The sequence below is a fragment of the Pandoraea pneumonica genome (genome assembly GCF_902459645.1).
In the GTDB taxonomy this organism is placed as follows: domain Bacteria; phylum Pseudomonadota; class Gammaproteobacteria; order Burkholderiales; family Burkholderiaceae; genus Pandoraea; species Pandoraea pneumonica.
This window is the reverse complement of the sequence record NZ_CABPSK010000002.1, coordinates 40,904-60,134: the sequence shown is the minus strand read 5'-3', so window position 1 is coordinate 60,134 and position 19,231 is coordinate 40,904. Positions and strand designations below refer to the sequence as shown.

Sequence of the window (19,231 nt, the reverse complement as noted above, 5' to 3'; positions counted from 1 at the left end):
CTGGCCCTTCGCCCCACGCTGATTTTCTGAAACATCGCGGCAGCCGTCGCTGCCGCGCCTGAAAACTTCCCCCCAAGCACTACCTTCTGTGTGCGGCTCGCTGGCGAATGCGCCAAGCGAGCCTGCACGGGAGTCGTGCGCACTGACGAAACACGAGTGACCTCATGACGAACGCTCTCGCCCCTGCCGCTCACCACAACGTCGCCACCGATGCGCGCTGGCAATTCTGGATCGACCGTGGCGGCACCTTCACCGATATCGTGGCGCGGCGCCCAGACGGCACGCTGGTGACCCACAAGCTGCTCTCGGAGAACCCGGAGCAATATCGCGACGCAGCGGTCGCTGGCATCCGTCATCTGCTCGGCTTGAGCGTGAACGAACCCATCACGCCCGCCCAGGTCGAGATGGTGAAGATGGGGACGACGGTCGCGACCAATGCACTGCTCGAACGCAAGGGCGAAGCCCTCGCACTTGTCACCACGCAAGGCTTTCGCGACGCGCTGCGCATCGCGTATCAGAATCGTCCGCGACTGTTCGATCTCGATATTGCGCTGCCCGAGGCGCTGTATGCGGAAGTGGTGGAAGTCGACGAGCGTGTCGGCGCGCACGGCGACGTGGTGCGTGAGCTCGATCTGACGTCGGCACGCCGCGCGCTGGCGGCCGTGTTCGCGAAGGGCGTACGTGCGCTCGCCATCGTGTTGATGCACGGGTATCGCTATCAGGCGCATGAAAAGGCACTGGCGGCGCTCGCACGCGAGTTGGGCTTCACGCAGGTATCGGTGTCGCATGAAGTGTCGCCGCTGATGAAGCTGGTGTCGCGTGGCGATACCACTGTCGTCGATGCGTATCTCTCGCCGATTCTGCGCCGCTATGTGGAGCAAGTGGCGCAGGAGATGCCCGGCGTGAATCTGCAATTCATGCAGAGCAGCGGCGGGCTGACGCGGGCCGACAATTTTCAAGGCAAGGACGCGATCTTGTCCGGCCCGGCGGGCGGCATCGTCGGCATGGTGCGCGCATCGAGCGCAGCCGGTTTCGAGCGAGTGATCGGCTTCGACATGGGGGGCACGTCCACCGACGTGTCGCACTACAACGGCGAGTTCGAGCGCGTGTTCGAGACGCAGGTTGCAGGCGTGCGCATGCGCGCGCCGATGATGAGCATTCATACCGTGGCGGCCGGTGGCGGGTCGGTGCTGTCGTTCGACGGCACACGTCTGCGTGTGGGGCCGGATTCAGCCGGTGCCAACCCGGGGCCTGCCGCGTATCGTCGCGGCGGCCCGCTCACCGTCACCGACTGCAACGTCATGCTTGGCAAGATTCAACCCGCGCACTTCCCGAAGGTGTTTGGCCCGCACGCCAACGAAGCGCTTGACCGCGATGTCGTCGTCGCGAAGTTCACTGCGCTCGCTAAAGAGATCGAGGCGGCCACTGGCCGTCACCAAACGCCGGAAGCGCTCGCTGAAGGTTTTCTTGAAATCGCCATCGGCAGCATGGCCAACGCGATCAAGAAAATTTCCGTGCAACGTGGCCACGACGTGAGCCGCTACGTGCTGACGACGTTCGGCGGGGCAGGCGGTCAGCATGCCTGCGGTGTGGCCGACGCGCTCGGGATGACGCAAGTGTTTGCGCATCCGTTAGCGGGGGTGCTGTCGGCGTACGGCATGGGGCTTGCCGATCAGACGGCAATGCGCGAGCGCATGATCGAGGCGCCGCTGTCGGACGACACGTTGCGCGCTTTGGAAGACGCGCTCGGTGCGCTGGCCGACGAAGCCGCGAACAGTCTGCTGGCGCAAGGCGTGCCTCCGTCGCGCATCGAGACGGTGCGCCGTGTGCATGTGCGCTACGCCGGTACCGATTCTGCGATTGCAGTGCCGTTCGGTGACGTGGCGCAAATGCGTGCGGCGTTCGAAGCGGCGTATCGTCAGCGTTATTCCTTCCTGATGGACGGTGCTGCGTTGATCGCCGAGGTGGCCTCGGTCGAAGCGATCGGCCACTCGGATGCGCCGGTCGATATCACGCCGCTGGCCGCCCGTACGACCGGGAGCGCGCAGCCGATCGATCAAGTGAAGCTCTACGCGGGCGGTGCGTGGTGCGACGCAGCGCTGTACTCGCGCGACACGCTGCTCGCAGGCGACATCGTCGACGGTCCAGCCATCGTGGCGGAAAAGAGCGGAACCACCGTGGTGGAACCGGGATGGCAAGCGCAGATGAGCGCGCAGGGCAATTTGATTCTCACGCGCGTGGTGCCGCGTGCATCGCAACGTGGCCTGGGTACGCAAGCCGATCCGGTGCGGTTGGAAATCTTCAACAACTTGTTCATGTCGATTGCCGAGCAGATGGGCTTGCGCCTGCAAAACACGGCGTACTCGGTGAACATCAAAGAACGCCTCGACTTCTCGTGCGCGTTGTTCGACCGCGAGGGCAACCTGATTGCCAACGCGCCGCACATGCCGGTGCACCTGGGATCGATGGGCGAGAGCATCCGCACTGTCATCGAGCGTAACCACGGTGCGATGCGCGATGGCGACGTGTTCATGCTTAACGATCCGTATCACGGCGGCACGCATTTGCCGGATGTCACGGTCATCACGCCGGTGTTCATGCCGGGTGACGAAGCACCGCTGTTCTACGTCGGCTCACGCGGGCACCACGCCGATATCGGCGGCATTACCCCGGGCTCGATGCCGCCCGATTCGACGCATGTCGAAGAAGAGGGCGTGTTGATCGACAACTGGCAACTCGTGGCCGCAGGAGCGTTGCGCGATCGCGAGACGCGCTCGCTGCTCGCTGGCGCACGCTACCCCGCGCGCAACATCGATCAGAACATGGCGGATCTGCGCGCGCAGGTGGCGGCAAACCAGAAAGGCGTGGATGAACTGCGCCGCATGGTCAACGAGTTCGGACGCGACGTGGTGCTCGCCTACATGGGGCACGTGCAAGACAACGCCGAAGCGGCGGTGCGTCGTGTGATCGGTGCGCTCGCCGATGGGCACTATCGGTATCCGCTCGATAACGGGGCGGTCATCGATGTGACGATTCGCGTCGATGCGTCGACACACAGCGCGACGATCGATTTCACGGGCACATCGGACCAGTTGCCGAACAATTTCAACGCACCGCGCGCGGTGTGCATGGCCGCCGTGTTGTATGTCTTCCGCACGCTGGTGGATGACGATATTCCCCTCAATGCGGGATGCCTGAAGCCGCTCACGGTGATCGTGCCCCGCGGGTCGATGTTGAACCCCGCGTATCCGGCCGCTGTGGTGTCGGGCAATGTGGAAACGTCGTCGGCGATCACCAACGCGTTGTACGGCGCGCTGGGCCGTGTGGCGTCGAGTCAGGGCACGATGAACAACTTCACCTTCGGCAACGAGACGTATCAGTACTACGAGACCATCGCCGGTGGCAGCGGTGCGGGCGATGGCTTCAACGGCTCGGACGCCGTGCAGACGCATATGACGAATTCGCGTCTGACCGATCCTGAAGTGCTCGAATGGCGCTATCCGGTGCGACTGGAGAGCCATCGCATTCGCGCAGGGTCCGGCGGGGCAGGGCGTTGGCACGGCGGTAATGGGGCCGTGCGGCGCATTCGATTCCTCACGCCGATGACGGCATCGATTCTGTCGAACAATCGCGTGCATGCGCCATTTGGTGCGCAGGGCGGGGCCGTGGGCGCGCTGGGCGCAAATTACGTGGAGCGGTCTGACGGTACGCGTGAAGCGCTGGGTCACATCGGCAGAACGCAAATGTTGCCGGGTGACATTTTTGTGGTGGAAACGCCGGGGGGAGGCGGATTCGGCGCTAACGAATAAGACAGGCGCATGTAGTCATCAGCGCGATACCAGTGGCATGCGAGGCCGTGTCCGGGGAAATCCGGGCACGGCCTTTTTTGCGTCTTGGCGATCGCTTATGGAGCGGATCTTCCTAACCGAGCGCCGTTCTCGCCGGAAAGCAGAAACGTTTCGACTTATTGCAAAGGCGTCGTGAGGCGGCGTTGTGACAATGCGCTTCGCCTTTCGAAACGTGCCCCGGAGTACCACGATGACACCGCAAGACGATTTGTTGCCGCCCTGCAATGACGCAAAGACCGACCCCTTGTCGGACCTGATCCGGGAAATCGAAGCGGGTTGCGACGAACTTGCCAACGCGATGAGGGCGGTTCAGCAACTGGGCGAGATTGCGGGCGCTGCCGATTCGCCCGCTGGGCAATCGGGTGCGTCTGAGCAGGCTCGACGACTCGAAAGAATCATGGATTCCGCCATGACGGCGCGTATCGCAGCCGCCGAAGCAGCGACGACGCAACTTGCCGCGCTGGCTGAAAGGTTCGCAGAACAAACACCCGGGCATCGAAAGCCCGGGCTGAAAAAAAAGCACCGGCGCATGGCGTAACCGGGATGCACACCGCCGCTCTCCTTAAGTCTTTCAACTCATTGGGAAAACCTCAGCATGACAATCGTCTACTCGCGCCGCATGTCGTATACCCCTCCGGCAAATGATGTTCCAGATGTTTCTACGCAGCCGAATGTTAGCGATTTCGGCATTGATGAGCGGGTGCAACTTTTCTATCACGGGGTCTTGGTCCCAGACTCGATCGAATCGCTTACCGTGGTGCTCCAGCAGTGGCATCACGCCTGTGGCAACACCGTATCTCAGATGTGGCGGAAGTCGGAGAATAGCGCTAAAGAGCAGTGGCCGAAGCACATGATGCAGGCAAGAAAGCTCGAGGCGGATAGCTCGGGCTACGTCAGAATTCGCGGCGGATGGATCGCAATCGAACCTCCCGCCAAGTTCAGAGCTGAGGGATGGACACGTGCGCAATACCACGCGTATATCGAAAAATTAGGCGTCAAGCTGCCGCTGCTGCCCACGCGCGAATCGACGAATCGTGGAGGTACGCATTCGTATGGCTTGTGGCCGTCGGTACAACCCGTCACTTACGCCATTCCGAAATTTAAATCGCAAACGACCGGTGGCGATAATTTGTTGGTCGGCGGATCGACAGAGGGATTCTTGGGCGGGGTCAATTCCTTGCTGGGTGCGCATAAGTCGAAGATGGGCGTTTTCCAAGATTTCTACAACTTGATGCAGTCAGAAGGTGAGGTGGCAACCAAGGCATCTCGTTATGCAACGGAGATCCAAAGGCTCATCAGTGAAGTCAGAAACGACAGCGATAAAAAAAATGTGCCTCCAGAGATGAACGAATTTATCCGGAAATACATCGGTGACGATTACGTCGGCGAGCGGAATAAGGGGGAGCTCGAAGCACTGCGTGACCATCTGAACAATCTCGCGTCGGCGCGAAAATCCACGAACGAGAAGCTGCTGCTCAATCAAAACGAAATATCCGGCCTTCTCAAGATGCTGATCGAGATGGCGACAAATCTGCTGAGAATGTTTGGCGAAATTCGTTCGAGCATCACCGCCAACTTCGCTCGCTGATGACGGCCGCTCAGCGCTTTGAGGCATTCATCGGCGCGGGCGGTTCGCTTGCCATGCTGGCGGAGATCGATCCTCAGGATATTGGCGCGCTCTACGCCGAAGGCAATCGTTGTTTTGCCGCCGGTGACATGGCCAGAGCGCAGTCGTTGTACTACCTCGTCGTCAGCCTCGATGCGTGGGATTACGGTGGCTGGCTCGCGCTGGGTATCTGCCATCAACGCGCCGCTCGGCACTCGGAAGCGCTGTTCTGTTTTGCGAAGGCGGCATTGCTTCGCTGGCGTGACCCGCAGCCGCCGTTTCTGGCCAGTTACAGCTATCTCATGAAGGGAAATCGCCGTTTCGCATGCAAGGCGCTGCGTGCGGCGATTCGATGGTCGAAGCGAGACTCGCGCAGTGCCGAATTGCATCGCACCGCTGTGGCCGCTCTGGCACGCATCGAAGACCCATCTCAATCCAAAGACTGATCCATGTCCCCATCGATAACCCCCACCCTCGGCGTGCGGCCGATCGAAAAGCCGCCGGATGACGCATTCCGTGTTCTCGACGCCGACCCGATGCGCGATGCGCCGTCCATCAAGTCGGAACCCCCGCTGGCGTGGCCGCCGAACCTGCTCCCGCCCGGACTCGATGCCGTTTCAGCAAAGCAACGGCGCCATGATCAAACGTTTCCCCAAGATGTCCGCTTCGTTGAGACGCTCACGCGCATTTCGACACAACTGCGCGGGTGTGCAGCGCATCAGCCGGAACAACAAGACGATACGGAAGTTACCGCCCCGCCCGGCACATGGACACAGCTCGCCTCACGCGTCGATGGCTATCGCGACAGCATGGACATGACGACGTACTTGCTAGCAAACGTGATGCGCGAGCAAAACGTCAACGGCGCAATGGCCTCGGCGCACAACGAAGCGATGACGATTGCAGGAAAGCGCATGGAAGCGCTCTCAAAAGAACGCCGCGAGCAAATGACAAAGGAGCGCGAACTTCGCGCCGAAGAAGCGAACGCGGCGCGCAAGGCCGGTGTCGCGGGTGCGGTACTCGACTGGATCATGCCTGCCGTCGACATCGTGTTCGGCGCTGGCAAGGTGTTCGCGGGGCTTGTGACGGCCAATCCGATGCTGGTCGGTGGCGGGGTGCTCAATCTCGCGGCCGGTATGGTCGGCATTGGCGCAGCGGCGCTCAAGACGCTGGCCACCGCAGGTTGCGTTGATAAAAATGTGGCAGAACACGTCGCGTCCAAGTTGTCTTATGCCCAGATGGGATTGAGCATGGCAGCCGCCGCCGTCGATATCACAAGTACGGCAAAGAATGCCGTCGTGGGCTTGGCGGTGCGCAAAGCCGCAGCACGGGCCGCCGCGAAAGCGAAGACGATGAGCGAAGCATCGAAGTCGGCGGCGCAGGTCGCAAAGGCCAATGCCGCCGCAGCGCAAGAAACGGCGCCGGAGCTGATCGGCGAGATCACCCGAAAGGTGATGCAACGCGGTGGCGACGGTGCCATCCAAGCGGCACTCGACGGCGGCGCCGGGATGGCGCGTCAGGCCGCGGTGGAACTGAGCGGGCGCGTCGGACACGGCGTCAATCAGGCTGTTTCACAGATGCTGAAACGACATGCGTCGCCACGGTTGGCGGCATTGCTTCGCGCAGGGACCACGCACTCGGGTTCCGTCGAGAAAGCCGTTGAGCGATCGGTCGTCAGAGCGATAAAGCAGATCGCCGAGAAAGGCGGGCGCACCGCGCTGAATGCCGAAACGCTATCCGCGAGTGTCTCGACATCCGTGCAGAAAGTGTTTGTGCGTTCGGCGCGATGGACGACTCGCATGTATGCGGTGACGTTGGCGCGGCAGACGGTTGCAGCGGCTACGACGATCACCAACGGCGCCTTTGGCGTTCAGACCGCGAAGCTGCGGTATGAGGCCGACCTGTTATCGCTCAAATCGCAAAGCGTCGCTGCCCGGCACCGGGATCTTTCGACGGACGTCGACACGTTAATCAAACGCCAGCGGACGTTGTCCGAGTCGCATCAGTTAATGATTGAGGCGGCGCATGACGCTATCGGAGACCGTAACCGCGTTCGATCGGCCTTGGCCAACGCCTTGGCGTAACCCTTGAGGAAATCAAAGAGATGAACATTCAATTACTCGCGCCCGGCGTTGTAGTGGCCGCAACCCCGGCACCGCAGATGTCGGACGAGACAACCGGCGGCAGGGTCGGCCCTGAGGTAGACGGCAAGCACGACGCACGGCAGGTGAGGGCGGCGATCGACAGTCTGATTTCAATGATGTCGAAGTTGTCGCAACTCTTCGCCGATCTGCTGAAACGACTACGCGATATCAAGGCGCAATCGTCGGCAGAGATGCGAGCGCAGCGCTGGGAGCAATTCGTCGCTCAACTGGCGTCGGGGCTACAGGAGGCGGATAAGCGAAAGTCCGCTGCTTTGCTTCACGCCGGTGGACAAATAGGAGGCGGCGCACTTTCGCTAGGCGTCGGGTTATCGGGTGGCGCCGCACTATGGCGCGTGGGGCAGGGGGCAGAGTCCATCGTGAATGTCGCGAGTACGTCGTCGCGGGCCGCGAGTGACGTGACGCAAGGCAGTACCGCAGCAGCCGGGGCTCATGAAGAGCGCGAAGGTGCGAACTTTGCGGCGCATACGCAATTTCGCCGTGATGCGTCGGAAGGGTTGTCGGATGACGCACGCCGCGTTGGCGATGACGCGCAGCAGACGCTGGGGCAATCGGTCGACACCATCCGGCAATTGACCGAGTTCGCGAAACAGTTCTACGCGTCGATGGTGCCGCGGTAAGCGCCCCAGGTGCCCGAGACTTCCCCCGAAGATACCGAGGTCCATGCCTCGGTATCTCGCTTTATGCGAACCCGTCGGCTCACGCCTCGCGCCGTGCTCATCGACGGTACGGACATTCTGCTTGGCTGGCGGGTCACCTGCGAGACCATGACGTTCACCTATCGCGTGGCAGGTAGCCACCTCATCGTTTGCGCGTTCGCAGCCTGTGGCGTGAGCCCGTCTTTGCAAGGTGCCGTTCGTGAACTGACGACGCTGTTGCAGCAGTTGCTCACAGCGCTTCCCGATGTGGCGGCAGTGCGCGGGATGGTGCTGCCGGGGCTGCGCCAATCGGAGACGGCCGTCAGCCGCGCGCGCCTGGCGGCTCACTTCGAATCGCTGGGCGCACGGTGGTGCAGCGTCGACGGCGACCGTTGGTTGACGTTTTTTCGCCAGCCACCGTCATGCCGCGAGATACGTTGACTGCACTGTTGTGGTGCGAGTCGCGCCCGCTGCCGCATCGCTGTCCCATTGCTGCACCACGCCGTACCATCCCAATCCCTCATAAGTCTCGTAGCCGGGTGTGAGCGCATAGCCGACGAGGCTGTCGTCGCCCGCATCGTAAAAGCCCGTCGATGCGGTCGCATGCTCACGCGGGCGATGCAAGCCGAAGCGCTCCATCAGAATCCCTTCCCCATCGCTCGAGGCGAGCACACGATGCTCCGCGTCGAGCAACAAGCAGCGCGTACGCGCGCGTTCGGCGGGTAGCAGCGGAACCCCTTCCACGACGGCCTTCGCCTGCGGGGCCCAATCGAAGAAGATGCCCAACGCGCCGATGGGCGCACCGTGGGTTTCGCCTTCCTCGCGAATCGCCGTCGCATACGTCGCCACTTCCGCGTTGTGCAGCAGCTTGGCACGCCGCACATCGAACGCAGCGTAATCGGCCCCACTGGGTGTATTCATCGCTTTGAGAAACCAAGGGTGCCGCGAGACGTCGGCACCGATCACGCCGGGATAGCGATCCGGACGGCCGTTGGCGACGACGCGTCCATCGGCGTCTGCCACCCACAGATCGAGATAGACCGTGTAGCTGTCGAGAATCACGCCGAGGCGTCGGCAGGCATGGCGCGCGGCTTCAGGTGACGGCGCGCTCAGGACATCGACGAGCGCGGCATCGGTGGCCCACCAACGCACGTCGCATGAGCGCTCATATAGGTTGCGATCGATGATCTCGATCATGTGATGCGCGAGATCGGAGAGCCGTTGGCCGCGATGCTGTTCCAACTGTCCGATCATGCTGTCGCCCAGCGAAGACAACTCGCTGAGCGAGCCCGCCAATTCCGTCGTCAAGTCGCCCGCGATGTTGGTGATGCGCTCGGACACGTGCTTCACTTCGTTGGCAACGACGGCAAACCCCCGTCCCGCGTCGCCAGCACGTGCCGCTTCGATGAGCGCATTGAGCGCAAGGTATTTCGTCTCCCGGGTGATGTGGGCGATGGTTGCGATCTTGTCGTCGGCAATGTTTTTGACGCTATGCGCCAACTCGACGATTCTCTCCGGTGCTGTCATGAACGATCTCCCAAACGTACGCTGCGTTGTGGTGCCTCACGGGCTGCGCGACATGTCATGCAAGCGCCGTGCCAACGCAGCCCTTCGCGCGTCAGGGATATTCAGGAGTCACGACTATTTACGGAAGCATGCCGAGCACACGCCACCAGAGGTAATCGAGCGGAAACAGTAAGGCCAGCGTGATGACGGTCATCAGCACGGTCAGCCGGGTGCCGTCGCGCATACCCACGCCGCCCAGATGCATGGCGATCATCATCGGTGGGCTTTGATAAGGCAGCAGCACGGTCGAGAACACCGGCACTTGCAACATCAGCACGGTGTAGAGCGGCAAACCGCTGGCGACGGAGAGTTGTCCGGCGAGCGGTGTGAGGACGGCCGGTAATCCGGGCAACGTCGCCACGAGACCAATCGCGGCCCCGATGACGATCAGCCATGCGGCGTTGATGACGGGGGTGCCGGGCATCATGCCCACCGCGTCGAGACACAGGCGAGCGAGCTTCTCGCCCAAGCCGGTATCGGCGACCACGGCACCCACGCCGAGGAACCCCGCGACGTAGACGAGTGGCGTGATGTGCATCCTTTCGGTGAACGTCTTCGGCGTGACGATGTGAATGGCAGGCAGCAGGCAAATGATGGCGGCGGCCACTGAGATCCATGCCGGGGAGATGCCGTGCCATGCGTCGGTCGCGAACCCGGCCAGTGCCAACGCCAGCAGCACCGAAAGGCGTCGAGCGTCGCCTGACAGCGGCGGCGCGACGGTGTCTTTCGCGTTCTCCAATGGGCCGTTATCCGGAAACAGTCGGCAAATGGCCCATACCAGAATGGCGGCCTTCAACGCACCAAGCACGGGGAAGTGCAGCAGCAGATACGGCGCGTAATGCAGCTTCACACCGTAGAACGAGTCGGCCGCCCCCATCAGCACGCTGTTGGGGATGTTGGCGGGCAGGATGGTCGTGGGCGGCATGTAACTCGCGGCGGCCACGGTCATGACCAGGCCGGTGCGCCCGCGCCGTCCCTCTGTCAGCCCGATGCGGTCGGCCAGCGCCAGCACGATAGGGATGAGCAGCAGAATGCGCCCGGTCGTCGAGGGCATCACGAAGGCAAGCCCGACGCACGCGACCATCACCGATGCGACATAGCGCGGGTAAGTGGGGCGCTTGAGCGCGAACAGCGTCGCGGCGAGTTTCGTCCCGAGGCCGGTGGTGCGTACCGCAATGCCGGTGACGGCGCCCCCGAACACGAGCCACCAGGCGGCGGAATGGAAGCCCGCGAAGATGACTTCGGGTTTCGCCACGTGCAGGAGGACTGCCAGCAGGAAGAACGTGAGCGTCGTGATCGGCTCCGGGAAGAGGCCGAAGGCCCATGCGCCGATGGTGAACAAGACGAGGACGGCGGCCTGCGCGGCGGTCGGTGTCAGGCCCAGCGTGGTGCTGCCGTGACTGGCCGCCCACAGCGCCAAGGCGAGCACGGCGTAGACGGCATAGCCGGAAAGGGCGCGGATCTGTGCGCGCAGGCGTTCCTGACGAAGGTCGCCTGCGGGGCGGATTCCGGCGGGGGCGGTGCTCGCGGGGGCGGGCATACCGGGGACGGGAGATCCGGGGGTGGTTGTACTGGGCGGCGTGGTGCTGCCGGGCGGGTGTTGCGACGAAGAATCGGTCATGGCGCTTGTCGTTGTGATGATGGGCCAGAAAGTCGGTATGACCGACGGCGGGGGCAGGGTGGCTTGCATCGTGCCGGTCATGCCGTATGCTAGCGACTCATCGGGGGCGAGGACACCCCGATACGGACAAATACCAACGCGAACATGCCACGCCCCCCGCGCGCGCCAGCGGCGCGTCCGAATTTCTTCCCCATGCCACGCACGGCGCCCAGCGCCGAGGTGCCCGTCATCGCACATCTGCGCGCGCCACCAGCCGACGCGCTCATCGAATCGCACCGCCATGCGTGGGGACAGTTGATACTCCCGCTGCGCGGTGGGCTGCGCATCACGGCGGGAAACACCAGTCTGATCGCACCGATCTTCCGCGCCGCGTGGGTGCCCGCCGAAATGCTGCATGAAGTGGCGGCGCTAGGCGTGGCTGAGTTCTACGCGCTGTATTTGTGGCCCGACGCCTCGCCACTGCCCGCCGACCGCTGTGTGGTGATCGAGGCGTCGCCGCTGCTGCGCGACCTTGCCGCAGCGCTTGCGAGCGAAGCGCCGGTCACGGCGCGACGTCATGAACTCATCACTGCGCTGCTCATCGAGGAACTGCGCGACGCGCCAGCCGTTTCGCTCGATTTGCAGATGCCCACTGACCGCCGTCTGCGATTGCTGTGCGACGCGCTGATGGAGCAACCCGACGACGACCGGTCGCTTTCGCAGTGGGCGGACGAAGTGGGCGCGTCGGAGCGCACGCTCGCGCGGCTATTCAGCACGGAGTTGGGAACGAGTTTCGGCACGTGGCGGCAGCAGGTGCGCCTGGCACGTGCGGTCGACTGGATTGCGCGCGGTGTGCCAGTGGCGAGCGTGGCCGCGCGCCTCGGTTATGCGAACCCGGCCGCGTTCTCGGCCATGTTCCGCCGCGCCTTAGGGGTGTCGCCGCGCGAGTTCACGCGTGAAGGACGGACGAAGGGATGACAGACGCGCCACCACGCAAACCGTGGTTTCTCTATCTGCTCGAATGCGCTGGATCGCGCATTTACACCGGTATCACGGTGGATGTGGAGGCGCGCTACGCCGCGCACGTCGCGGGAAAGGGGGCGCGCTTTACGCGCGCTTATCCGCCGTCGCGCATCTTGTTGTCGTTGGATTTCGCGGATCGCTCGGCGGCGTCGCGCGCCGAATATCGCGTAAAGCAATTGAGTGCGACGCAAAAGCGCGCGCTGATTGCGGGCAAGCTCGTCGTGGATTTCGGGGGGAGCGACATCGCTGCGGAATCTGGGCCTAAGCCGAAGCCCACAACGAAGCCAACAACACAGCGAACAACGAAGCGCACGCCGAAGCCCACACCGAAATCCGCATCGCCATCCGCTTCGCCATCACCACGCCGCCGCAAAGTTACGGCACCAGACGCGCCTGTCGAATGATCTTGCGCACGTCGCGCTGAATCGCACCGAATTGTCCACGCGGCGGAATTGGCGAGACGACGAGCGCCCAACTATCGCCCGGCACCGTCTTTTCGACCACGGTGTAATACGTCGACTGCGTGCGGAAAAAGTCGGCAATGCCGTCGTGGCTGATGCGATAGCTTCGGTCGCTCGCCCCCGGCACGAGAAACACCCCTAGCGTGTAGAAGATGTCGCGGTCCGGGTTGATCGGGCCCGCCTGCTTGTCGAGCAGCATCGCGCGCAACGTCTTCTCCGTAAGCAGGCTCGGACGGCGAATATCGAACACGCGCCAGACCTTGAGCAGCGCCGAGGTCGACATCTGCCAGCCCGCGAACGGCGCCAGCAAGCGCCAACTGTCGGGCAGCGTCGCGTCGGCGATGCCGAGCGGGCCGAAGATGTTCTTCTCGCAGAAGTCTTTGTAGTCCTCGCCCGAGACGGCTTCGATCACCATCCCCAACAGCAGATACGAGACGTTCGAATACACGAAGTCGGACTTGCCCGTGGAGTGACCGGCGTCGCCCGCATCGAGATAGTTGAAGAAATCGGCGCTGCCGCCAACGCGGCGAATCGCCAGCCCGCTGTACAGCCCGTTGATGGGATCGTTATAGCCGTTGGTGGCGAGCCCCGCACGGTGCGCCAGCAGACGGCGCACGCTCAGATCGCGCAGGCTAGGGTCGAGCGGCTTGCCGTGTTCCTTGGAATAGGCGTTGAGCAAGTCGCCGAGCTTCGCATCGAGCGAGAGCTTGCCTTGTTGCACGAGCAGGGCGATGCCGATGGCCGTGACCGATTTGGACAGGCTGGCGACCGGGAGCATCCGAGAGGCATCGTCGCCCGCCGTTGCCGCTTCGAGCGATGCGCCGCCGTCGGTTTCCGAGCGCAGCCAGACGTGCGAGAGGTTGTAGCGCTCTTTGAGCTGCGCCACGCCCTGCGTCATGGTCGACTGCCCGATCGGTACGGCCGGGTTGATAGCTACCGGGCCGCCCGTGGATGGCAGCGCGACGACGGCGGCGTTGCCAGCGGCGCTGATGCCACCGTTGGCACTGCTGGCGGTTGTTGCCGCCGATAAATTGTTCTGCGCAAGCGCATTGACTGCCGTCAGCAGGCTCGCCGCCCCAAAGAGGACGGCCGCGGCCAGACCCCGGAAGGACTGTCGCGGTTTCACATCGGACGCCTCGGCTACACCGCCGAAGCGTGCGCCGACGCGCGATATCACTCCCGACGCAGTGCGTGACATGCAACGCAACGCGTCGAGCGTGGTCAAACGTGCCCCTGCCGATCGGCTGTGCCGAACGACGACCATTTTTTACACCCCCCGCGCACCTTCCGATGGACATCGAATCGACTCTCTTCGGAGTCGGAATGATTCGGGGTGCGCACTTGCCGCATTGCGGCGATCTTTAAGATTGATCGAAGTTTAGGAAAAACTTCGCGTAACTACCTAACAAAAACCCTGCATTTTACATTAAGTTGCAGATATCAGCGAAATCCACCCATAGTCATACGCAATCGCCGCCACCCCGGGCAGACAGCATGGGCGTGAGCGCCGACGCGTGGTCGCTATTACCCTTCGAGAACTCTCTCGTGTTCCGAGACATCCTCTGTAAATCCGCGCCGCATCAGGCTTTCCAGCCGTCTGGCAGCGCCTGTCGGCGGCACGCCGACAAGACCTGTCACGTTTCGCGGTGTAATCTATCGGCTACAGGCTCCGACTCGCCCACAGGCCTTTGGGGCGGCGTCCCGATGTTGGCGTCGTACCGGCCGAAGGATCGACCGATACATGACTGAACCCACCCGCGCGCGCCCGAGCCGGCCCGCCGATGCCACGCCCGATGCCATGTCTGGTATCGGACTGACTCCTAGCAGCGCTACCGCCACGGCCGGTGGCGGGGGCGCTAGCAACCCACCGTCAGACACTTCACCCGAAGCGGATGCCGCCGCGTTGCTCGCGTTACCTGCCCGGTGGCGCTGGATACGCCGCCTACCTTGGAGCGCTGCCCGCCCCTGGCTGATCGCTGGCGGGGTCATCCTGCTCGGGCTCTTCGTCTTCGATGCGCTGCATCACATGTTGCGGCACGTGCATTACGACGATGTGATCGCCGCCATTCACGCGACCCCCGTCACGCGCCTCGTGCTTGCCATGCTGGCAACGCTGGCGAGCTATGCCGCGCTCACGGGTTACGACATCTCCGGCTTGCGATTCGCTGGCGCAACGGTCAAACGCTCGACCGTCGTGCTCACGTCGTTTATTGCCTACGCACTAGGGAACTCCGTTGGGCTGGGCGTGCTGACCGGCGGCACGGTGCGCATGCGCATGTATGCGGCGGCGGGCGTCGATGCCCCGAAGGTGGCGCAGGCGGTGGCGTTCAACGCGGGCGCGTTCGGGCTGGGGATGACCGTCTTCGGCTCGCTGGGCATGCTGTGGGGCGCATCGCGCGTCTCGGCGCTGGTGCCGGTGCCCGCGTGGGTGTTGCAGGCGGCGGCGCTGTTGCTGCTCGCCGGGTCGGGCTGGTTCCTCGCGGTGTGTGCCCGCAAGCGCACGGTGACGCTCTTTGGGCGCTGGGATCTCCCCTTGCCGCCGCTGCGTCTCGCTTTGCGGCAATTGCTGATCTCTGCCGCCGATCTCGGCATGGCCGCCGCCGCGTTGTGGTGTTTGCTGCCAGCCGGGGTGGTGGATCTGCCGACGTTCGTCGTGTTCTACGCCATCGCTATGGCGCTGGGCGTGCTGAGTCACGTACCGGGCGGGGTGGGCGTGTTCGAAGCCGTGATTCTGCTGGCCACCAACGGCCATGCGCCGGTGAGTCAGGTGGCGGGTGCGCTGGTGCTCTATCGCGGCATCTACTATTTGCTGCCGCTGATGCTCGCGGCGTGTCTGCTCGCATGGTTTGAATTCCGGCAGAGTCCGGCGGCACCGATTGGCCGTGCGGCGGTGCGGCTGTTCCCCGGGGTGCTGGCGGCGCTCACGCTCGTGGCCGGTGTCATGTTGCTGATCTCCGGGGTGACCCCCGCCACGCGCGACGCCGAAGACTTTCTGCGCCAGCACGTACCGCTCTTTCTCGTCGAGGTCTCGCACTTGCTGGGCAGTGTGGCGGGGCTGGCGATGCTCTTTCTCGCGCGCGGGCTGCTGCATCGGCTGGACGCCGCGTGGTGGGGCTCGCTCGGGCTGACGATCGTGGCCGCCGTGCTTGCCATTCCGAAGGGCATCGCGTTGTCGGAATGTTTCGTGCTGGCGGTGCTCGCCACGTTACTGCTCGTCTCGCGCAAACAGTTCGACCGGCGCTCGTCGCTCTTCACGCAGACCTTCGAGCCGGGCTGGATCATCGCCGTGCTCTCGGTGCTGGGGGCCTGTACGTGGCTGATGTTCATGTCGTACCGGCGCGTGGGCTACGCGAATCAACTTTGGTGGCAATTCACGTTCGACGGCGATGCGCCGCGCTCGATGCGTGCGCTGATGGTGGTGGCCGTGATCGGGCTCGGCTTGTCGCTCTGGCAGTTGTTGCGCCAGTCGGCCGGGGCGATGGTGCCTGCCAGCGAAGAAGAACTGGCGCGCGCCCGTGCCGTGATTCAGAAGCAACCGGCTGCCGACGCGTGTCTCGCGCTCATGGGCGACAAGAGCTTCCTGTTCTCGCCGTCGGGCAACGCTTTCATCATGTACGCGAAGCATCGGCGCTCGTGGGTGTCCCTGGCCGACCCGGTCGGCGATCAGAAGGAGTGGCCGGAGCTGATCTGGCGCTTCATCGAACTGGCCGACTCGCATGGCGGACGGGCGGCGTTTTATAAGACGCGCCCGCAAGCGCTGCCGCTCTATATCGACGCTGGGCTGCGGGCGTACAAGTTAGGCGAAGAGGCGTTTGTCTCGCTGCCGGAGTTCGGCTTGCAGGGCTCGCGGCGGGCGAATTTGCGGCACGGCGTGGCACGCGGCGAGCGCGAAGGGCTGACGCTGGAAATCGTCGCGCCGCACGACGTACCGCCCCATCTGCCGGAAATGCGCGCGGTCTCGGATGCGTGGCTGGCCCGGCAGCACACGCGCGAGAAAGGCTTCTCGCTCGGCGCATTCACCGACGCGTACGTCGCACGTCAGCCGGTGGCGCTGGTGCGCCGCGAAGGGCGGCTCGTTGCCTTCGCGACGCTCATGTGTCCGGACGTGCAGCGTATCGAGGCCAGCATCGATTTGATGCGGCAGGTGCCCGATGCGCCTGCTGGCACGATGGACTTCCTGTTCGCGAATCTCATGCTGCATTTCAAGGGGCAGGGGTATCAACGCTTCGGGCTTGGGATGGCGCCGATGTCGGGCATGGTGACGCACCAACTGGCCCCGCGTTGGCATCGCTTCGGGCGGATGATGTTCGCGCACGGCGCACGCTTCTACAACTTCCGTGGGCTGCGCAGCTTCAAAGACAAATTCGATCCGCAATGGGAGGCGCGCTATTTGATGACGCCGGGCGGACTCGCACCGATGCTCACACTCGCCGATGTGGCGGCGCTCGTGGGCGGTGGCTGGAAGGGGATGATTACGAAATGACGGCTTGGATGGATGGGACAAACCGCATCGCGCCATCGGTGCGCACACCTCGCGTGATGACGCATCGGCGAGCGCCACTGGCCGCTGCGCTGTTGTTCGTCTCGCTGACCCTGAGTGGCATGACGACGGTGTCCGCACAGAGCGTGACGCATGCCGACCTTGCGTCTGCCGCGTCGGCCAAGTCGACAGAGCAGGCCGCCAAGGCACGCAATGTGCTCAAGCCCGCGCCGAAGGCTGGACCTGTGGCGGTGCCGCCGTCGGTCGCATCGAGTGTGCCCGCGCCGGTGATGATGCCTGCGGCGGCGGCCGCCGCCGGGGCCGCTGCGTCGCGTGGTGCGGCAACCGACATCATCTCGCATGGCCGATTCGAAAACGTGCCGGTCTTTCGCCCGGCGGGCGAGCCGAATGCTACGGTGCTGTTTCTGTCCGACGACGATGGTTGGACACCCCGTGCCGAGCGCATGGCGCGCGCCCTTGTAGACACCGGGGCGCTCGTGGCGGGTATCGACACGGCGCGTCTGATGGCGAACTTCACCAAAGACGACGGGGCGTGTGTGTTCCCGTCCGGCGATCTGGATAACTTCGGCCGCTTTCTCGAAGCCTACGAAAAGCTGCCCGGGTACACGCCACCCATTCTCGTGGGTGACGGCGTGGGCGGCACGTTTGCTTACGCGATGCTCGCGCAAGCCAAAAGCGAGACGTTCTCCGGCGCGCTGTCGGTCGACTTCTGTCCGGCGCTGCCGATGGCCAAGCCGCTGTGTCAGGGCGAGGGCGTGCATTTCGGGCGCGGTATCACGCATACCGCAGGCGGCGCACCGATGCGCTTGCTGCCCGCCCCCGCACTGGGCGCGCCGTGGCTCGCGATGAGCGGCCCGGCGGGCAACCCGACGGCGCGCGCGCCGCGCTGCTCGGACCGCTTTGCGCAGGGTTTCGTCGCGCGGGCGTCGAATGCGAGCTGGGTGGTCGGCGGGCTGGCGGGTAGTCTCGGCAGCCTGAGCGATGGCACCGATGCGCCGTCGACGAACTCGCCGGTGTTGGCCGATTGGGTGACGCAATATAAGAACGCGTTCAAGCGGCTCAATGCGCATCACGTGGCGGGCACGGCGCGTCCGCCCGCGGCGGTGGCCGATCTGCCGGTGATCGAAGTGCCCGCCACGGGGCAACCAGCCGCGAACATGGCGGATGCCTTCGCCATTCTGCTGTCGGGCGACGGCGGCTGGGCCGGACTGGATCGCGATGTCGCCGGGGCGCTGGCCGCGCACGGCTTGCCGGTGGTCGGCATCGACTCGCTGCGCTACTTCTGGTCGGCACGCACACCGGCGTCAGGGGCGCTCGATATCGACCGGCTGGTGCGCTTCTATCAAACGCGCTGGAACAAAAAGCGCGTGATTCTCATCGGCTATTCGCAAGGGGCGGACGTGCTGCCGTTCATGGTCAATCGCATGCCGCCTGCGAGCAAAGAGCGGGTCGCACTGCTCGTGCTGATGGGGCTGGGGCAGAAGGCCGACTTTGAATTCCGCATGACGAATTGGGTGATGTCGAGCCAGAACGGCCTGCCCATTCGCCCAGAGGTCGAGCGCCTGCCCGATGGAATGGCGATGTGCGTGTACGGGGCCGATGAGGACGACAGCAATTGCCCGGGGCTCGACCCCAAACGCGTGCAGATCGTCAAAATGCCCGGCGGCCATCACTTCGACGGGAATTACACCAAGCTGGCCGATCTGATTCTGGAAGGGGTGGGTAAGCACTAGACCCGCAAACCCCCGTGCGGCGGTGCTTTGGTGCCCGCCGCACGCATCGCCGTTGTATCCCCGCCCGCTGCGCTTTTTCTCGCCTTGCCTTCC

At 63.9% G+C, this 19,231-nt stretch carries 14 protein-coding genes; 11 read left to right on the top strand and 3 right to left on the bottom strand.

Going from position 1 to position 19,231, the window contains the following annotated elements; genetic code table 11:
- The first annotated feature begins 164 nt into the window (after positions 1-164).
- The 7 genes from PPN31114_RS09395 (at position 165) to PPN31114_RS09365 (ending at position 8,695) form a co-directional block, all read left to right on the top strand.
- Complete coding sequence (locus PPN31114_RS09395; protein WP_150679278.1) at positions 165-3,809, top strand: hydantoinase B/oxoprolinase family protein; 3,645 nt, start codon at positions 165-167, stop codon at positions 3,807-3,809.
- A 229-nt stretch (positions 3,810-4,038) separates the two neighbouring features.
- A complete protein-coding gene (locus PPN31114_RS09390; RefSeq protein WP_150679277.1) occupies positions 4,039-4,386 on the top strand; it encodes a hypothetical protein in 348 nt (115 codons plus the stop codon).
- A gap of 57 nt (positions 4,387-4,443) precedes the next feature.
- The gene (locus PPN31114_RS09385) at positions 4,444-5,436 is read left to right on the top strand and encodes a hypothetical protein (RefSeq protein ID WP_150679276.1); all 993 of its coding nucleotides are present in this window, start codon (positions 4,444-4,446) and stop codon (positions 5,434-5,436) included.
- On the top strand, positions 5,436-5,900 hold the full coding sequence (locus PPN31114_RS09380) for a CesD/SycD/LcrH family type III secretion system chaperone (RefSeq protein ID WP_150679275.1): 465 nt from the start codon (positions 5,436-5,438) through the stop codon (positions 5,898-5,900). Before PPN31114_RS09385 ends, PPN31114_RS09380 begins: the two co-directional genes overlap by 1 nt.
- Before the next feature lie 3 nt (positions 5,901-5,903).
- Positions 5,904-7,538 (top strand): type III secretion system translocon subunit SseC family protein, encoded by a 1,635-nt coding sequence (gene sctE, locus PPN31114_RS09375; protein WP_150679274.1) that lies wholly within the window; start codon positions 5,904-5,906, stop codon positions 7,536-7,538.
- A 20-nt stretch (positions 7,539-7,558) separates the two neighbouring features.
- Entirely contained in the window at positions 7,559-8,236 is a 678-nt protein-coding gene (locus PPN31114_RS09370) for a hypothetical protein (RefSeq protein WP_150679273.1), read from the top strand.
- 63 nt (positions 8,237-8,299) lie between these two features.
- Entirely contained in the window at positions 8,300-8,695 is a 396-nt protein-coding gene (locus tag PPN31114_RS09365) for a hypothetical protein (protein WP_150679272.1), read from the top strand.
- Here the strand turns inward: PPN31114_RS09365 and PPN31114_RS09360 are convergent.
- A complete protein-coding gene (locus PPN31114_RS09360; protein ID WP_150679271.1) occupies positions 8,675-9,781 on the bottom strand; it encodes a methyl-accepting chemotaxis protein in 1,107 nt (368 codons plus the stop codon). The two genes, PPN31114_RS09365 and PPN31114_RS09360, sit on opposite strands and share 21 nt — an antisense overlap.
- 118 nt (positions 9,782-9,899) lie before the next feature.
- On the bottom strand, positions 9,900-11,441 hold the full coding sequence (locus PPN31114_RS09355; RefSeq protein WP_246182485.1) for an SLC13 family permease: 1,542 nt from the start codon (positions 11,439-11,441) through the stop codon (positions 9,900-9,902).
- A 144-nt stretch (positions 11,442-11,585) separates the two neighbouring features.
- On the opposite strand from PPN31114_RS09355, the gene PPN31114_RS09350 reads away from it, so the two are divergent.
- Together PPN31114_RS09350 and PPN31114_RS26390 are read left to right on the top strand one after the other, a co-directional pair.
- Positions 11,586-12,398 (top strand): helix-turn-helix domain-containing protein, encoded by an 813-nt coding sequence (locus PPN31114_RS09350; protein ID WP_150679270.1) that lies wholly within the window; start codon positions 11,586-11,588, stop codon positions 12,396-12,398.
- Positions 12,395-12,847, top strand: a complete 453-nt coding sequence (locus PPN31114_RS26390; protein WP_246182484.1) for a GIY-YIG nuclease family protein — start codon at positions 12,395-12,397, stop codon at positions 12,845-12,847. The genes PPN31114_RS09350 and PPN31114_RS26390 overlap by 4 nt, the downstream gene beginning before the upstream one ends.
- Here the strand turns inward: PPN31114_RS26390 and PPN31114_RS09340 are convergent.
- Complete coding sequence (locus PPN31114_RS09340; RefSeq protein ID WP_174987889.1) at positions 12,819-14,102, bottom strand: serine hydrolase domain-containing protein; 1,284 nt, start codon at positions 14,100-14,102, stop codon at positions 12,819-12,821. The genes PPN31114_RS26390 and PPN31114_RS09340 overlap by 29 nt on opposite strands.
- Before the next feature lie 600 nt (positions 14,103-14,702).
- On the opposite strand from PPN31114_RS09340, the gene mprF reads away from it, so the two are divergent.
- Both mprF and PPN31114_RS09330 read left to right on the top strand, forming a co-directional pair.
- The gene (gene mprF, locus PPN31114_RS09335; RefSeq protein ID WP_150680332.1) at positions 14,703-17,387 is read left to right on the top strand and encodes a bifunctional lysylphosphatidylglycerol flippase/synthetase MprF; all 2,685 of its coding nucleotides are present in this window, start codon (positions 14,703-14,705) and stop codon (positions 17,385-17,387) included.
- Positions 17,384-19,138: a virulence factor family protein gene (locus tag PPN31114_RS09330; RefSeq protein WP_217426942.1), complete on the top strand. Its 1,755-nt coding sequence runs from the start codon at positions 17,384-17,386 to the stop codon at positions 19,136-19,138. Before mprF ends, PPN31114_RS09330 begins: the two co-directional genes overlap by 4 nt.
- Positions 19,139-19,231 lie beyond the last annotated feature (93 nt).

Excerpts from the sequence above, each read along its gene's own strand:
- PPN31114_RS26390 (WP_246182484.1), top strand. The coding sequence starts at position 12,395 with ATGACAGACGCGCCACCACGCAAACCGTGGTTTCTCTATCTGCTCGAA.
- PPN31114_RS09390 (WP_150679277.1), top strand. The coding sequence starts at position 4,039 with ATGACACCGCAAGACGATTTGTTGCCGCCCTGCAATGACGCAAAGACC.
- PPN31114_RS09340 (WP_174987889.1), bottom strand. The coding sequence starts at position 14,102 with ATGTCACGCACTGCGTCGGGAGTGATATCGCGCGTCGGCGCACGCTTC.
- PPN31114_RS09370 (WP_150679273.1), top strand. The coding sequence starts at position 7,559 with ATGAACATTCAATTACTCGCGCCCGGCGTTGTAGTGGCCGCAACCCCG.
- PPN31114_RS09360 (WP_150679271.1), bottom strand. The coding sequence starts at position 9,781 with ATGACAGCACCGGAGAGAATCGTCGAGTTGGCGCATAGCGTCAAAAAC.
- PPN31114_RS09380 (WP_150679275.1), top strand. The coding sequence starts at position 5,436 with ATGACGGCCGCTCAGCGCTTTGAGGCATTCATCGGCGCGGGCGGTTCG.
- mprF (WP_150680332.1), top strand. The coding sequence starts at position 14,703 with ATGTCTGGTATCGGACTGACTCCTAGCAGCGCTACCGCCACGGCCGGT.
- PPN31114_RS09395 (WP_150679278.1), top strand. The coding sequence starts at position 165 with ATGACGAACGCTCTCGCCCCTGCCGCTCACCACAACGTCGCCACCGAT.
- PPN31114_RS09365 (WP_150679272.1), top strand. The coding sequence starts at position 8,300 with ATGCGAACCCGTCGGCTCACGCCTCGCGCCGTGCTCATCGACGGTACG.
- PPN31114_RS09330 (WP_217426942.1), top strand. The coding sequence starts at position 17,384 with ATGACGGCTTGGATGGATGGGACAAACCGCATCGCGCCATCGGTGCGC.
- PPN31114_RS09385 (WP_150679276.1), top strand. The coding sequence starts at position 4,444 with ATGACAATCGTCTACTCGCGCCGCATGTCGTATACCCCTCCGGCAAAT.
- PPN31114_RS09355 (WP_246182485.1), bottom strand. The coding sequence starts at position 11,441 with ATGACCGATTCTTCGTCGCAACACCCGCCCGGCAGCACCACGCCGCCC.
- sctE (WP_150679274.1), top strand. The coding sequence starts at position 5,904 with ATGTCCCCATCGATAACCCCCACCCTCGGCGTGCGGCCGATCGAAAAG.
- PPN31114_RS09350 (WP_150679270.1), top strand. The coding sequence starts at position 11,586 with ATGCCACGCCCCCCGCGCGCGCCAGCGGCGCGTCCGAATTTCTTCCCC.